Consider the following 15,401-nt stretch of genomic DNA (forward strand, 5'->3'; position numbering starts at 1 on the left):
TCAGCCTCCCATGGCAAGCGCCACGTGATAGGTGATGAACGAAGCCGCGTAGGCCAGCGCGAACATATAGCCGGCCATCAGCAGCGCGTAACGGGTGCGGCCGGTTTCGCGGCGCACCACCGACAGCGTCGACAGGCACTGCGGCGCGAACACGTACCAGGCCAGCAGCGACAGCGCGGTCGCCAGGCTCCAGGACGACGCGATGATCGGGGTCAGCGCCGTGGCGACGTCGTCGCCCGTGGACGACAGCGCGTACACGGTGCCGAGGGCGCCCACGGCCACTTCGCGCGCCGCCATGCCCGGCACCAGCGCGATGCAGATCTGCCAGCCGAAGCCGATCGGCGCGAAGATCACTTCCAGCGCACGGCCCAGCATGCCGGCCACGCTGTAGTAGATCGGCGGGTGCGTCGCGCCTTCCGGGGCGCCCGGGAAGCTGGACAGGAACCAGACCAGGATCATCAGGGTCAGGATGGTGGTGCCGACGCGGGTCAGGAAGATGCGCGCGCGCTCCCACAGGCCCAGCGCCAGGTTGTGCAGGTGCGGCCAGTGGTAGGCCGGCAGCTCCAGCATCAGCGGCTGGTGGCCCTTGGCGCCCATGCTGCGCTTGAAGAACCAGGCCACGCCCATGGCGCTGACGATGCCGGCCGCGTACAGCAGGAACAGCACCAGGCCCTGCAGGTTGAAGCCCCAGCCGACCTCGCGGTTCGGGATGAAGGCGGCGATCACCAGCGCGTACACGGGCAGGCGCGCGGAACACGTCATCAGGGGCGCGATCATGATCGTGACGAGGCGGTCGCGCGGGTTCTGGATGGTACGCGCCGCCATCACGCCGGGAATGGCGCAGGCGAACGAGGACAAGAGCGGGATGAAGGCGCGGCCGGACAGGCCCACGCCGCCCATCATGCGGTCGAGCAGGAAGGCCGCGCGCGGCAGGTATCCGCAGTCTTCCAGGATCAGGATGAAGAAGAACAGGATCAGGATCTGCGGCAGGAACACGAGCACGCTGCCGACGCCGCCGAAGATGCCGTCCACGATCAGGCTGTGCAGGGGGCCGTCGGCCATGCCCGCGCTGACCCAGCGGCCGAGCGCGTCGACGCCGTCCTTGATGGCGTCCATCACGGGCGCGGCCCAGCTGAACACGGCCTGGAAGATCAGGAACATCAGCGCCGCCAGGATGATGGGACCGGCCACCGGGTGCAGCACGACGCGGTCGATCTGTTCGCTCAGGTTGCCCGTGTCCTTGTCGAAGCTGACGGTGGCGTCGATGATGCGGCGCACCTCGCGCTGGGTCTCCTCGACCGGCACGGCGTCGATGGCGGCCAGGGGCTGCGGCTTGACGCCGCCGGCCAGCGGCATCGCGTCCAGCGCGGCCAGCAGGGTCTTTTCGCCGCCGGCCTGGACCGCCACGGTCTCGACCACGGGCATGCCCAGCTCCTGCGACAGGCGCGCCGTATCGATCTCGATGCCGCGCTTCTTGGCGACGTCGACCATGTTCAGGGCCAGCACCATCGGCAGGCCCAGGCGCTTGATCTCCAGGACCAGGCGCAGGTTCAGGCGCAGGTTGGTGGCATTGACGACGCAGACGATGGCGTCCGGGCTGCGTTCGCCGGCGCGCAGGCCAGCCACCACGTCGCGCGTGATCGCTTCGTCGGGCGTGTGGGCGGTGAGGCTGTAGGCGCCGGGAAGGTCGAGCACGCGCAGGGCGCGCCCGCCCGGCAGCGTGAAGCTGCCTTCCTTGCGTTCGATGGTGACGCCGGCGTAGTTGGCGACTTTCTGGCGCGCGCCGGTGAGGCGGTTGAACAGTGCGGTCTTGCCGCAGTTCGGATTACCCAGCAGGGCGATGAGCGGCGTCGTCGCGGCCGCATGGACCTGCTGTTCTACTACTCCCATTGCATGTTTCCGTTCATTCCGGCTGGATCGAGATCAGCGCAGCCTCGAAGCGGCGCAGGGCGAAGGTGGACTGGCCGACTTTCACGGCCAGCGGGCCGCCCGTCAGGCTGCGCTTGAGCATGCGGATGCGTTCGCCCGGAACGAAACCAAGCTCCATCAGGCGGCGCGATACGTCGATACCGCCGTCGCGCTCGCTCGTCGCGCTCGGCTTGAGCGTGATCACGGTGGCGCTCTGGCCGGCCTTGAGGGCGTCGAGCGTGGTCAGGGTGGGGGCAAGAGTCATGGTGTCGCTTCCGTAAAGAGGTGTAGCGCTGCGGTCACAGATGTGTGCATCATAAACCTAAATGCGAATTATTTCTATTTGCGGTTTGTCTACTTCTTTTTGCAGGGCCCGTTTTCGGCGCGCACGACTGAATAAAAACGCTTGCGTTCGCGCCGCGACTCCGGGAAAATACGAAAGTGAATGAGAATGATTCGCATTATAGACCGAGCAACATTGTCGAGTGCGCATCCCCACTACTCCGGAATCGCCCCATGATCGTCTGCGTCTGCAACAACATCTCCGACCGCGAAATCCGCCAGGCGGTCGACCTCGGCCTCACCTCGATGGCCGACCTGTACAAGGAACTCGGTGTCGGTACCTGCTGCGGCAAATGCGTCAGCTATGCCCGCGAAGTCATGCACGAACACCTGGACAGCAAGACCACGGTCACCGAGCTGCGCCGTACACCGGCTGCTGGCCTGACCGCCTGATATCAGGCAATCCGTCTGATTTGCACCACGGGCGCGGCCTTGCCTGCGCCCGTTTGGCCGGCGCCGCGCCGTCCGCGGCTCCGCTTCCCGCGCCGCCCTGTTCCCACGCCGCCCTGTTCCTACGCTTCCTGCCGTGTTCCCGTCCGCGCCCCTGGCGCGCGGCCGCCTATTGCTCCGCACAATCGCCGCGTGTTCCCGACCGTGGTTTTGCCGCTCTTGGTAGTATGTGGGCTCCGACGCATCCAGGTCCTGTCCCATGCCAGTGATCCCGTTCCGTTCGCCAAGGGCTCCCTTCCGGGTCGAGCCGCCGCCCGCGCCGTCGCGGACCGCCGTCGCCGTCCATTGGCTGCGCCGGATGCACGTCTGGGTCGGCCTGTGGGGTGCCCTGCTCGGCCTGCTGTTCGGCGGCACCGGCATCCTGCTCAACCACCGCGACGTGCTGCCCATCCCGGCCGCCCAGGTCCAGGCGACGACGGTCCAGGTGCCGCTGCCGGCCCCCGCCCCGCGCACCCCGCAGGCGCTGGCGGACTGGCTCAGGCGCTCGCTCCGGCTCGGCCAGGATCCCGTGCGGGTGCAGGCCGAGGCCGCGCGTCCCGTGGCCTGGGGCGACCGCTCCCTCATCCAGCCGGCACGCTGGCGCGCCAGCTTCGCGGCGCCGTCCGGCAGCGTGCAGGCCGAGTACTGGGTCGGCAACAACTACGTCACCGTCACACGCAGCGACAACAATGTTTTCGCCACGCTGTCCAACCTGCACAAGGGAACCGGCATGGGGGCGGCCTGGGTGTTGTTGGTCGACACGCTGGCCGGCTCGATCATCCTGCTGTCGCTGTCCGGCGTGCTGCTGTGGGCGCTCACGGCGCGCGCGCGCACCGTCGGGCTGGCGATCGGCGCGGCCTCGCTGGTCGCGGCGGGCGCGCTGGCGCTGGCTGCGCTGTAGCGCGCGCTGTCGCATTCGCGGCAACAGGAAGGGCCGGGGATGTCCGGCAAGTCCATGGGTTTGCTATGATGCCGGGGTCACATCCACACGAAAATAAAGGCATTCCATGAAGGGCGACCCGAATATCATCCGTCTGCTGAACGCACAGCTGACCAACGAACTCACCGCAGTCAACCAGTACTTCCTGCATGCGCGCATGTACAAGCACTGGGGCCTCGACAAACTCGGCAAGAAGGAATACGAGGAATCGATCGGCGAGATGAAGCATGCGGACAAGCTGATCGACCGCATCCTGATGCTGGACGGCCTGCCGAACCTGCAGGCGCTGCACAAGCTCCTGATCGGCGAATCGGCCCAGGAAATGCTGGAATGCGACCTGAAGCTGGAACGCGCGGCCCAGGACACCGTCAAGGAAGGCATCGCCGCCGCCGAAATCGCGCACGACTACGTGTCGCGCGACCTGTTCCTGATGATCCTGGAAGATACCGAGGAACACATCGAGTGGCTGGAAACGCAGCTGGACCTGATCGTCAAGGTCGGGATCCAGAACTACCTGCAATCGCAGATCGGCGAATAAAAATACCGTCGCCCCCGCGCAGGCGGGAGCCCGATGTAGCGTTACGACGGCGCCAGCAAATCGGGCCCCTGCCTTCGCAGGGCGACGGTTCATGCGCCAAGGTTCATCGAGCGCAGCTCACCGCCAGCGCTTCACCCACTTGTCGTAGAACCCCAGGTCGCGCGGCACCGCGCCCGCCACGGCGCAGATGGCGCCGGCGAATTCGTTGGCGCGCGCCAGCGTCGTCTCCAGGGGCCAGTCGCGCTCCCGTCCCAGCAGCATGATCGCCGCGAAGGCATCGCCCGCCCCCGCCGTGTCGATCACGAACGGCGGCGCCGGATTGTCGCGGTGCGCGAGCAGGCTGCCGTCGGCGCAAAAGGTCACGGAGCCGCGGTGGCCCAGCGTCACCACCAGCGTCTCCAGCATGAAGCGGTCCATCAGCGCGCGGCAGGCCGCATGCACTTCCTCGGTGGCCAGCGGCGGATCGTCCGGGCCGATCTGGAAATACCACTGGAACAGCGCCTGCAATTCCGCTTCGTTGACCTTGACCACGTCGGCCGCCGTCAGCGCGTGCGTGACCAGCTGCTCGCCGGCCTGGCCCGGGCGCAGGTTCAGGTCGAGGAAGCGCCTGGCCGGCGTCGCCTCCAGCACGGCGTCCAGGGCCAGGCGCGAGCATTCCGCGCGCTGGGCCAGGGTGCCGAAATAGACGCTGCGCGCGCCCTGGGCGCCGGCGGCGGCGATGCTGTCGCGGGCCGCCTGCGGGTCGATGAAGTCGTAGGCCTGGCCGGGCAGCAGCGTCAGGCGCTGGCCACTACCGGTCCGTTCGACCAGCATGCGGCCCGTTTCTTCCATGGCGTCGACCTGCACGCCCGTCTCCGGCATCACGAAGCGCTCGAACTCGGCGCGCACGGCCAGGCCGTTGCGGTCGTTGCCGATGCGCGTGATCAGCAGGGGCGGCAGCATGAAGGCGGCCAGGTGGCGCGCCACGTTGAACGGCGCGCCGCCGATGCTTTGTTCCGCCGGCAGCTCCTCGACCAGCGCTTCGCCGAATACGATGGTGGTCATGCGCTCGCGCCCTATTTACGCGGACGGCGGCGCGGTGTCCTTGAACGAGGGGCGTTCGGACAGCTTGTCGAACAGGCGCGCCAGGTTCGGATAATCGCCGCGCCAGTCGATCTCGGGGAAGCGGAAGGCGAGCCAGCCCAGCGTGCAGCCGACGGCGACGTCGGCCAGCGTGTAGTGGATGCCCATGCAGTAGGCTTGCTCGCCGAGCTGCTCGGACAGTTGCTTCAAGCCGGCATGGACCTTGCCCATCTGGCGGTCGATCCAGGCCTGGCTCTGCTGGCCGGCCGGCCGCCAGGTGCGCTCCAGGAAGGCGGCCACGGCCGCTTCCAGCACGCCGTCGGCCAGCGCTTCGCGCACCTTGACGTTGGCACGGTCGCGGCTGTTGGCCGGCAGCAGCTTGCAGACGGGGGTCAGCGTGTCGAGGTATTCGGCGATCACGCGCGAATCGTACATCGCGCTGCCGTCCTCCATCACGAGGCAGGGCACCTTGCCGAGGGGGTTGAATGCGGAGATGCCGGTTTCCGGCGCCCAGACGTTCTCGAGCTCGAACACATAGTCGAGCTTTTTCTCTGCCAGGACGACGCGCGCCTTGCGCACATAGGCACTGGTGAGGGAACCGATGAGTTTCATACATGCTCAGGTGGTGGGGTGACTGACAGTATAGCATCGGGGCATCGCCATCCGCGGGTCCGGCGGCGGCCCTGCAACGCCGTTAAATAAGGGACTTGACAAGGCGGCCGGTGGTAAAATCCACGCTTTTGCACATCCTTCCCTGCCTGCCATGACCTCTACCACCTCCTCGACCCTGTCGGCCCTGTCCCCGCTGGACGGCCGCTATGCCGCCAAGACCGACAAGCTGCGCCCGATCCTGTCGGAAGCCGGTTTCATGCACCATCGCGTGAAAGTGGAGATCGCCTGGCTGCAGGCGCTGTCCCAGGCCGGCTTCGCGGAACTGAAGCCCTTCTCGGCCGGCGCGAACGCCCTGCTCGACAAGCTGGCCGCGGACTTCTCGGAAGCCGACGCCGCCCGCATCAAGGACATCGAAGCCGTCACCAACCACGACGTCAAGGCCGTCGAATACTGGCTCAAGGAGAAGGTGAAGGACGTGCCGGAACTGGTCGCGGCCAGCGAATTCATCCACTTCGCCTGCACCTCGGAAGACATCAACAACACCTCGCACGGCATGATGCTCAAGGCGGCGCGCGACGGCGTGCTGCTGCCGTCGCTGCAGGCGATCGTCGCCAAGCTGACCGAGATCGCCCATGTCAACGCCGACCTGCCGATGCTGTCGCGCACCCACGGCCAGACCGCCAGCCCGACCACGCTGGGCAAGGAATTCGCCAACGTCGTGGCGCGCCTGCAGCGCGCCATCAAGCGCATCGCCGACGTCGACATCCTGGGCAAGATGAACGGCGCCGTGGGCAATTACAACGCCCACCTGTCCGCCTACCCGGGCTTCGACTGGCCGGCGTTCTCGAAGAACGTCATCGAGCAGCGCCTGGGCCTGATGTTCAACCCATACACGATCCAGATCGAGCCGCACGACTACATGGCCGAACTGTTCGACGCCGTCGCCCGCACCAACACCATCCTGCTGGACCTGAACCGCGACATCTGGACCTATGTGTCGCTGGGCTACTTCAAGCAGAAGCTGAAGGCCGGCGAGATCGGTTCGTCGACCATGCCCCATAAAGTCAACCCGATCGACTTCGAGAACTCGGAAGGCAACCTGGGCCTGGCCAACGCGACGCTGCGCCACATGGCCGACAAGCTGCCGGTCTCGCGCATGCAGCGCGACCTGACCGACTCCACCGTGCTGCGCAACATCGGCGTCGGCTTCGGCTACGCCCTGCTGGCCTACGACAGCTGCCTGCGCGGCCTGGACAAGCTGGAAGTCAATCCGGCGCGCCTGGAGCAGGACCTGGACGCGAACTGGGAAGTGCTGGCCGAGCCCGTGCAGACCGTGATGCGCCGCTACGGCATCGAGAATCCGTACGAGCAGCTGAAGGAACTGACCCGCGGCAAGGGCATCACCCGCGAGGCGCTGCAGGAATTCGTCACCGGACTGGCCCTGCCGCAGGAAGCGAAGGACCTGCTGCTGGCCATGACGCCGGCCAACTATACGGGCCTGGCGGCCCAGCTGGCCAAGGCGATCTGATCGCATTGGCAGTGCAGATGAAGAACCGGGGCGCGTCCCCGGTTTTTTTATGCCTGCGCCGATACCGTCGCCCCCGCGCAGGCGGGGGCCCAATTTCTTAGAACGAAGCCGAACAGCATGTAATACGACTTCGGAGCAGAAATTGGGTCCCTGCCTCCGCAGGGACGACGAGCGAGACTGCCGACTGTTCCATTCGCTGAACAATGTTATCCGTCCAGATGGCTTCCTGCCGATATTTGGAACCGCTAAAGTGTCCGTATTGCATTTCCTTTCGAGACGGCAAATCATGTTAGTGTCTTGAAGGAAATTCCAGCGCCTTTCAATGCCTGAAAACATTGGTAATATTTACGCCAGTCGACCTACGGAGCCGCAGCATGCAGCAGCGTTACACGAAGACCGCCATCGCCCTCCACTGGCTGATCGCCATCCTGATCATCGGCGCGTTCACGCTGGGCCTGGTCATGACGAACATCCCCGGCTTCTCGATGACCAAGCTGAAGTATTTTGCCTGGCACAAGTGGGCCGGCGTGACCGTGCTGCTGCTGGCCGCGCTGCGCCTGCTGTGGCGCCTGTTCCACCGCCCGCCGGAACTGCCGGACGGCATGCCGGCTTGGCAGCGCGGCGCGGCCCACGGCCTGCACCACTTGCTGTACGTGCTGATGTTCGCGGTGCCGGTGTCCGGCTATTTCTACACGCTGGCTGCCGGCTTCCCCGTCGTCTACTTCAACCTGTTCCAGCTGCCCGTCCTGATCGAGCGCAACCTGGAGCTGGCGGAAACCCTGAAAGCCGTCCACTACTGGCTCACCATGTCCATGGCCGCCCTCGTCGTACTGCACGTGGCGGCCGCGCTGAAGCACGCCATCATCGACCGCGACGGCACCATGCGCCGCATGCTGCCCGGCCGTTCCCTCTGAAGGAGAAAACCATGCAACTGAATAAAACCGCCGTCGCCGCCATCCTCGCAGGCACCGTCCTGGCCGCGAGCGCCGCCCCGCTCAAGACCGACGTCGCCCACAGCAGCGTCACCGCCACGTTCAAGCAGATGAACGTGCCGGTCGAATCGCCGTTCAAGAAATTCACGGCCGCCATCGACTACGACGCGGCGCATCCGGAAAAAGCCACGGCGCGCGTCGACATCGACACGGCCAGCTTCGACATCGGCTCGGCCGACTACAACAAGGAAATCGCCAAGAAGGAATGGTTCAACTCGGCCCAGTTCCCGAAGGCGACCTTCGTGTCGACCGCGATCAAGCCGGCCGCCGCCGGCAAGCTGAACGTCACGGGCAACCTGACGATCAAGGGCAAGACCGCGCCCGTCTCCTTCCCCTTGAACGTCAAGGCGGAAGGCGGCAAGCAGGTATTCGAAGGCCAGCTGCCGATCAAGCGGCTGACCTACAACATCGGCGAAGGCGAGTGGAAGGACACGAGCATGGTCGCCGACGAGGTCGTCATCAAGTTCCGCGTCGCCGCGGCGCAGTAAGAAATCGCGCAGTAAGCAGTCACCACCACCTATAAAACAGAGGATCCAATATGAAACTGAAGCACCTGAGCATGGCCATCCTGGCAGCCGCTTTCGCATCGAGCGCCTTCGCTGCCGCCGACACCTACAAGATCGACCCGAGCCACACCTACCCGAGCTTCGAAGCCGACCACATGGGCGGCCTGTCGACCTGGCGCGGCAAGTTCGACAAGACCGACGGCACCATCACCCTGGACCGCGCCGCCAAGTCGGGCACCGTCGACATCACCATCGACACCACCTCGATCGACTTCGGCCACGCCAAGATGAACGACCACGCCAAGAGCGCCGAGATCTTCGACACCGCCAAGTACCCGACCGCGACCTACAAGGGCAAGCTGGTGTTCAAGGGCGACGTCCCGACCAGCGTCAACGGCGAGCTGACCCTGCACGGCGTGACCAAGCCGGTCACCCTGACCATCAACAAGTTCAAGTGCATCCAGCACCCGATGCTCAAGCGTGAAGTGTGCGGCGCCGACGCGTCGGCCACCTTCAAGCGCAGCGACTTCGGCGTGAGCTACGGCGATTCGTACGGCTTCAACATGGACGTCAAGCTGGCGATCCAGATCGAAGCCGTCAAGCAGTAATCGGCAATCAGCAGCAAATGAAAAACCCGGCACCGCAAGGTGCCGGGTTTTTTGTAGGGTGGACGGGTTTCCCGTCCACGCGTTCAGGCAACGTCGGCGCTGCCGTAGTGCGAGCGGAGGTTGGACGCGTGGACGGCAAAGCCGTCCACCCTACCCGGCTCACGCAGCCATCACGTGCGGATCAACGGCCGTCGCGGTCCGAATCGCCCGGGATGGCGCGCTCGACGCGGTCCCACGCGGCGCGGCTGGCCGACTTGGCCTGCTGCCACGACAGGCGCGAATGGCCCTTCACGCGATCCCATTCGTCGGCCATGTGCGGCTCGGCCAGGTCGTAGTTCGGGAAGCGGCGGGCATTGTTGTAGCCCAGCGCATAGGCCGGCGAGTAGTCGTCGTAGGTGTAGCCCGGCGTGTAGTACGGCTGGGTCTGGTAGTTGCCGCGCCAGTAGTTGTCTTCCTCGGTCGGGTTGACCAGGTGGCCGGCACCCTTGCCCAGCATGCCGCCGGCGATGCCGCCGATGGCCGCGCCGGCCGCCATGCCCACCGGGCCGCCCACGGCACCCACGGCCGCACCGGCAGCCGCGCCGCCGCCCGCGCCGACGCCGCCGGCCAGATTGTGCTCGTGCAGGTCGTCACCCGCCTTCGGGTTCACGACTTCGGCCGCGCCCTTGCCGGCCATGTCGCCGGCGATGCCGCCCGCGACCGCACCGGCCACCATGCCGATCGGGCCGCCCACGGCGCCCAGTGCGGCGCCGCCCAGCGCGCCGGCGCCGGCACCCGTACCTTGCGCCAGGTTATGCTCGTGCAGGCGGTCTTCGGCTTTCGGATTCACCACTTCGCCCGCGCCGCGGCCGGCAGCACCGCCGGCCAGGCCGCCGATCGCGGCACCAGCGGCCATGCCGACCGGGCCTGCCACCGCGCCCGCGGCGGCGCCCAGCGCGGCACCGGTGCCGGCGCCCACGCCCTTGGCCATATAGTGTTCGCCGAGGTCGTCGCCGGCCTTCGGATTCACGACTTCGCCGACGCCCTTGCCGGCCATGCCGCCGGCGATGCCGCCGATCGCGGCGCCCGCCGCCATGCCGATCGGGCCGGCCGCTGCGCCGATGGCGGCGCCGGTGGCGGCACCTGCGGCGGCGCCGACGCCGGTACCGATCACGTGCGAGCCGCCTTCGTCGTTGAACGCTTTCTCGATGTGCGGCACGTCTTCGTCGTTGCGCACGTTCACGCCCATCAGGATGCCGCCCTTGCTGATGCCTTCCTCATAGTGCTTGACGCGTTCTTCCGGAATGCCGGCGCCGATCAGCGCGCCGATCAGGCCGCCCGTGATGCCGCCCGCGCCGGCGCCGGCCAGCGCTGCCGCCAGCGGACCGGCCACGACCAGGCCCGCACCCGGGATCACCAGCGTGGTGCCCAGCGCGGCCACGCCGGCCAGCACCGCGCCGATGGTGCCGCCGATGCCGGCACCGGCAGCGGCGCCTTCGGCGGCCTTGCTGCCCAACTCGGTCTCGGTATCGTTGAAATGGGTCTTGCGGGTCGAGTCCGACATCATCAGGTTGACGTCGTCCTTGTTGTAGCCGCGGGTGGAGATCGTGTTGTAGGCGCGTTCGGCGCTGGCGCGGTCCGGGAACAGGCCGGTGACCATGCGGTTCTGGTTGTTCGTGCGGGTCGTATCGAAGCTCATGATGTGTCCTTTCAAGGTGGTATGCGCGGAATGCGCACTGCTTGTTGGAAGTGCCCAGTGGGTGCAACGATAGGTCCGCTTACTGCACCGTTTCTGTTCGATGACGCACTCATTCCGGGATATTCCGCTCAGCATTAAATGACCGTCGGATCAGCATTGATGCGACACCGAAGCCTGTTCCAATGCACGTCAGGCGGGTCGCAAGAACGTCGTTGACGTTTGCGCATCTAACGTTCGTTGCCGCACCGACCCCGGGTCGCGGGCATCCCTAGACTGCACACATGGCCTCGTCAATCAATTGGCCTTGGTTATGTGTTCCCAACTTGAGGAGGAAGCAACATGTTGTTCATTATCTGGATCGTCGTCGGTGGCATTCTGGGCTGGCTCGCCAGCATGGTCATGAAAACGGATGCCGAACAAGGCATGATTCTGAACGTCGTGGTCGGTATCGTCGGCGCCTTCCTGGGCGGCTGGCTGCTCTCCCCGCTGTTCGGCACGGGCACCATCAATTCGGACGACTTCAGCGTCTCGTCGCTGCTGGTCTCGTTCCTGGGTGCCGTCATCCTGCTGGCCATCGTGAACCTGCTGCGTCGCGGCCGCGTTCGTTAAGAACGTGCAGCGCGCTTTCTAAAAACCAACGCTCAACGGCGTTGGTTTTTTTACGTCCCGAATTTACCTCCCTGAGTCGAACTCATGCGTGTAAAACGTCCCATGCTCATCGTGATCTCCTGCCTCGCCACGCTGGTGGCCGGCCTGCTCCTGTTGAATTTCGTGCCAGGCGAAAAGAAGATCGAGACGCAGCTCACACGCCAGTACGATACGGACGACGCCCAGTTCCGGCGCTCGCTGGGCGTGCTGCTGGGACCGCCCATCGTCGAGGGCAACAAGGTCGACGTGCTGCTCAACGGCGACCAGATCTTCCCGGCGATGCTCGAGGCGATCCGCGGCGCGAAGAAGACCATCAATTTCGAGACCTATATCTACTGGTCGGAGACGATCGGCCGCGAATTCGCCGACGCGCTGGCCGAACGCGCGCGCGCCGGTGTCAAGGTACACCTGCTGCTGGACTGGGTCGGCAGCATGAAGATCGAGGAAGCGTCGCTGAAGGCGATGCACGACGCCGGCGTCGAGGTGCACCGCTACCACAAGCCCGTGTGGTGGAAGCTGGCGCGCCTGAACAACCGCACGCACCGCAAGATCCTCGTCGTCGACGGCAAGGTCGGCTTCACGGGGGGCGTCGGCATCGCCGACAAATGGCGCGGCAACGCCCAGGATGCCGACCACTGGCGCGACACCCACTTCCGCGTCGAAGGCCCCGTGGTCGGCCAGATGCAGGCCGTGTTCAACGACAACTGGACCAAGGCCACTGGCGTCGTGCTGGACGGCGAAGACTACTTCCCGGCCCTGCCGCCCGTGGGCACCATGCCGGCCCAGATGTTCTCCAGCTCGCCCACGGGCGGCAGCGAGAGCATGCACCTGATGTACCTGATGGCGATCACGGCCGCGCGCCATTCGATCCACCTGTCGAATTCGTATTTCGTGCCGGACGAACTGGCGGTGAAGGCGCTGGTCGCGGCGGCCAGGCGCGGCGTCGACGTGCGCATCATCACGCCCGGCCCCATCATCGATTCCGACGTCGTGCGGGCCGCCTCGCGCGAACGCTGGGGAGAACTGCTGGCCGCCGGCATCAAGATGGCGGAGTACCAGCCCACGATGTTCCACGTCAAATCGCTGGTCGTCGATTCGCTGCTCGTGTCGGTCGGCTCGACCAACTTCGACAACCGCTCGTTCAGCATCAACGACGAAGCGAATTTGAACGTGCTCGACCCCGTGTTCGCGAAACAGCAGGAAGCCATCTTCGAGGACGACTGGAAGCGCGCCAAGCCGATCTCGCTGCAGAAGTGGCAGGACCGCCCGCTGACGGACAAGGCGGCCGGCAAGGTCGCCGACCTGATCGGCGGGCAGCTGTAAGGACGCGGTCCGGGCACGTTAGCGCTCACAAGAAATTAGCGGTTGACGCTGGGTCATCGCTTTGTGGATACTGTCGCGGCTCCCCGGAGCCACGACAACACACCATACAGACACGCGATGAAAAAGACTCTCCTTTCGCTCGCCGTTTTCACGACCTTCGCCGCCCAGGCGGATGAAGGCATGTGGATGCCGCAGCAGCTGCCACAAGTAGCCCAGCAACTGAAAGCCGCCGGCCTGAAGCTCGATCCGGCTTCCCTGACCAAACTGACCGAATTCCCGATGGGCGCGGTGGTGAGCCTGGGCGGCTGCTCCGCGTCCTTCGTCTCGCCGCAGGGCCTGGTGATCACCAACCACCACTGCGTCTACAACAGCGTGGCCGTGAACTCGACGCCCGAGCGCGACCTGCTGACCAACGGCTTCCTGGCCAGGACGCTGGGCGAGGAACTGCCGGCCGCGCCGGGCAGCCGCGTGTTCGTCACCGAGGAAGTCGCCAACGTCAGCGACCGCGTGATCACGCCTGCCGTGGCGAAGATGAAGGGCAAGGCCCGCGTCGAAGCGATGGAAAAGAACCAGAAGGCGCTGGTGGCCGAGTGCGAGAAGGATGCCGGCTACCGCTGCACCGTGGCCAGCTTCTACGGCGGCCTGGAGTTCTACCGCATCAAGCAGCTCGAGATCCGCGACGTGCGCCTCGTCCACGCGCCGCCGTCGGGCGTCGGCAAGTTCGGCGGCGACACCGACAACTGGATGTGGCCGCGCCACACGGGCGACTACGGCTTCTACCGCGCCTATGTCAGCAAGGATGGCAAGGCCGCCGACTTCTCCAAGGACAACGTGCCGTACCAGCCGAAGCACGTGCTGAAGATCGCCAAGGAAGGCGTCAAGGAAAACGACTTCATCATGGTCGTCGGCTACCCGGGCCGCACCAACCGCCATCGCCTGCCGTCGGAAGTGGCGTTCACCTTCGACTGGAACTACCCGGCCTTCGTGAAGGCATCGGGCGAGACGCTGACCATCATCGAGCGCGAGACCAAGAACGACCCGGCCGCCAAGCTGAAATACGCGGGCCAGGTCGCGGGCGTGAACAACTACTACAAGAACCGCAAGGGCATGCTGACCTCGTACGCGGGCAGCGACATCCTGGCGCGCAAGACCGCCGAGCATAACGCCCTGAAAGCCTGGGTCAATGCCGACGCCAAGCGCCGTGCCGAATTCGGCGCCGACATCGAGGCCGTCGAGAAGCTGATCGCCCAGCGCGACGCCGCCACCAAGCGCGAATTCTTCCTGTCCTACGCCACGCCGCGCTTCCTGAACTCGGCGCGCACGCTGTACCGCCTGTCGAACGAGCGCGCCAAGCCGGATGCCGAGCGCAAGTCGGGCTACCAGGAACGCGACCTGCCGCGCCTGACCTCCGTGATCACGGGCCAGGACCGCACCTATGTGGAAAACGTCGACAAGGCGCTGGTGCTGAACTTCCTGAAACAGTACAACGCCCAGCCGGCCAACGAGCATAGCGAAGCCTTCGACGACGCCCTCGGCATCAAGCCGGGCATGGACGAAGCGGCCCTGAAGGCCGCGCTGGACAAAGTCTATGCAGGCTCCAAACTGCAGGACAAGGCATTCCGCACCGCGTGGATGAACAAGTCGCCGGCCGACTTCAAGGCCAGCGACGACAGCTTCATCAAGGCCGCCGTCGCCATGTACGACGCCGACCGCAAGGACGAAGCGAAGGAAGAGGAATTGGCCGGCAACATCCAGAAGGCCTACGCCAGCTACATGAAGGCCAAGATCGCCTACATGAACAGCAAGGGCCAGGCCGTCTACCCGGATGCCAACAGCACGCTGCGCGTCACCTTCGGCAACATCAAGGGCCGCGACTACGGTGCCGACGGCACCGGTTCCTGGACCGCCTTCACCACCGTGAAGGGCGTCGTCGCCAAGGCCACCGGCGAAGGCGAATTCAACGCGCCGCAGAAGCAGCTGGACGCGATCCAGAAGAAGGACTTCGGCCGCTACGTCGATCCGGTCCTGAAGACCGTGCCGGTGAACTACCTGGCCACGCTGGACATCACCGGCGGCAACTCGGGTTCGGCTGCGCTGAACGACAAGGCCGAGCTGATCGGCCTGGCTTTCGACGGCACGCTCGATTCGATCATCTCGGACTGGGACTTCAACCCGCGCGCCACGCGCGACATCCAGGTCGACGTGCGCTACATCCTGTGGAACATGGAGAAGGTCGACCATGCGGACAACCTGCTGAAGGAGATGGGCGTCAATTAAGCGCCCCCGC

Annotated in this window: 15 protein-coding genes; 10 read left to right on the top strand and 5 right to left on the bottom strand. The window is 65.7% G+C overall.

Going from position 1 to position 15,401, the window contains the following annotated elements:
* Positions 1–1,890 carry a ferrous iron transporter B gene (locus QPK32_RS13775; protein ID WP_290413387.1) on the bottom strand — a complete coding sequence of 630 codons (1,890 nt, stop codon included), beginning with the start codon at positions 1,888–1,890 and terminating at the stop codon, positions 1–3.
* 13 nt (positions 1,891–1,903) lie between these two features.
* A complete protein-coding gene (locus QPK32_RS13780) occupies positions 1,904–2,173 on the bottom strand; it encodes a FeoA family protein (protein ID WP_290413388.1) in 270 nt (89 codons plus the stop codon).
* Between the two features lie 251 nt (positions 2,174–2,424).
* On the opposite strand from QPK32_RS13780, the gene QPK32_RS13785 reads away from it, so the two are divergent.
* From QPK32_RS13785 to bfr, 3 genes are all read left to right on the top strand, one after another.
* Positions 2,425–2,643: a bacterioferritin-associated ferredoxin gene (locus tag QPK32_RS13785; RefSeq protein WP_290413389.1), complete on the top strand. Its 219-nt coding sequence runs from the start codon at positions 2,425–2,427 to the stop codon at positions 2,641–2,643.
* Positions 2,644–2,899: 256 nt separating this feature from the next.
* A complete protein-coding gene (locus QPK32_RS13790; RefSeq protein WP_290413390.1) occupies positions 2,900–3,580 on the top strand; it encodes a PepSY-associated TM helix domain-containing protein in 681 nt (226 codons plus the stop codon).
* Positions 3,581–3,686: 106 nt separating this feature from the next.
* On the top strand, positions 3,687–4,157 hold the full coding sequence (gene bfr, locus QPK32_RS13795; protein ID WP_290413391.1) for a bacterioferritin: 471 nt from the start codon (positions 3,687–3,689) through the stop codon (positions 4,155–4,157).
* Between the two features lie 117 nt (positions 4,158–4,274).
* On the opposite strand, the gene QPK32_RS13800 is transcribed toward bfr, so the two are convergent.
* Together QPK32_RS13800 and QPK32_RS13805 are read right to left on the bottom strand one after the other, a co-directional pair.
* Positions 4,275–5,201, bottom strand: coding sequence for a carbohydrate kinase family protein (locus QPK32_RS13800; RefSeq protein WP_290413392.1), 927 nt, complete (start codon positions 5,199–5,201; stop codon positions 4,275–4,277).
* 15 nt (positions 5,202–5,216) lie between these two features.
* On the bottom strand, positions 5,217–5,831 hold the full coding sequence (locus QPK32_RS13805) for a glutathione S-transferase C-terminal domain-containing protein (RefSeq protein WP_290413393.1): 615 nt from the start codon (positions 5,829–5,831) through the stop codon (positions 5,217–5,219).
* 151 nt (positions 5,832–5,982) lie between these two features.
* Here QPK32_RS13805 and purB point away from each other — a divergent pair, with 151 nt between their 5' ends.
* The 4 genes from purB (at position 5,983) to QPK32_RS13825 (ending at position 9,465) form a co-directional block, all read left to right on the top strand.
* Positions 5,983–7,359: an adenylosuccinate lyase gene (gene purB / locus QPK32_RS13810; RefSeq protein ID WP_290413394.1), complete on the top strand. Its 1,377-nt coding sequence runs from the start codon at positions 5,983–5,985 to the stop codon at positions 7,357–7,359.
* A 374-nt stretch (positions 7,360–7,733) separates the two neighbouring features.
* Positions 7,734–8,273 carry a cytochrome b gene (locus QPK32_RS13815; protein ID WP_290413395.1) on the top strand — a complete coding sequence of 180 codons (540 nt, stop codon included), beginning with the start codon at positions 7,734–7,736 and terminating at the stop codon, positions 8,271–8,273.
* Between the two features lie 11 nt (positions 8,274–8,284).
* A complete protein-coding gene (locus QPK32_RS13820) occupies positions 8,285–8,839 on the top strand; it encodes a YceI family protein (RefSeq protein WP_290413396.1) in 555 nt (184 codons plus the stop codon).
* Between the two features lie 50 nt (positions 8,840–8,889).
* Positions 8,890–9,465, top strand: a complete 576-nt coding sequence (locus QPK32_RS13825) for a YceI family protein (RefSeq protein ID WP_290413397.1) — start codon at positions 8,890–8,892, stop codon at positions 9,463–9,465.
* A gap of 181 nt (positions 9,466–9,646) precedes the next feature.
* On the opposite strand, the gene QPK32_RS13830 is transcribed toward QPK32_RS13825, so the two are convergent.
* Complete coding sequence (locus QPK32_RS13830) at positions 9,647–11,143, bottom strand: hypothetical protein (protein WP_290413398.1); 1,497 nt, start codon at positions 11,141–11,143, stop codon at positions 9,647–9,649.
* Between the two features lie 339 nt (positions 11,144–11,482).
* Here QPK32_RS13830 and QPK32_RS13835 point away from each other — a divergent pair, with 339 nt between their 5' ends.
* From QPK32_RS13835 to QPK32_RS13845, 3 genes are all read left to right on the top strand, one after another.
* Positions 11,483–11,752 carry a GlsB/YeaQ/YmgE family stress response membrane protein gene (locus tag QPK32_RS13835; RefSeq protein ID WP_036212790.1) on the top strand — a complete coding sequence of 90 codons (270 nt, stop codon included), beginning with the start codon at positions 11,483–11,485 and terminating at the stop codon, positions 11,750–11,752.
* A 102-nt stretch (positions 11,753–11,854) separates the two neighbouring features.
* A complete protein-coding gene (gene cls / locus QPK32_RS13840) occupies positions 11,855–13,114 on the top strand; it encodes a cardiolipin synthase (protein ID WP_290413399.1) in 1,260 nt (419 codons plus the stop codon).
* Between the two features lie 117 nt (positions 13,115–13,231).
* The gene (locus QPK32_RS13845) at positions 13,232–15,391 is read left to right on the top strand and encodes a S46 family peptidase (RefSeq protein ID WP_290413400.1); all 2,160 of its coding nucleotides are present in this window, start codon (positions 13,232–13,234) and stop codon (positions 15,389–15,391) included.
* Positions 15,392–15,401 lie beyond the last annotated feature (10 nt).

Source organism: Massilia sp. YIM B02763 (assembly GCF_030412015.1).
In the GTDB taxonomy this organism is placed as follows: domain Bacteria; phylum Pseudomonadota; class Gammaproteobacteria; order Burkholderiales; family Burkholderiaceae_D; genus Telluria.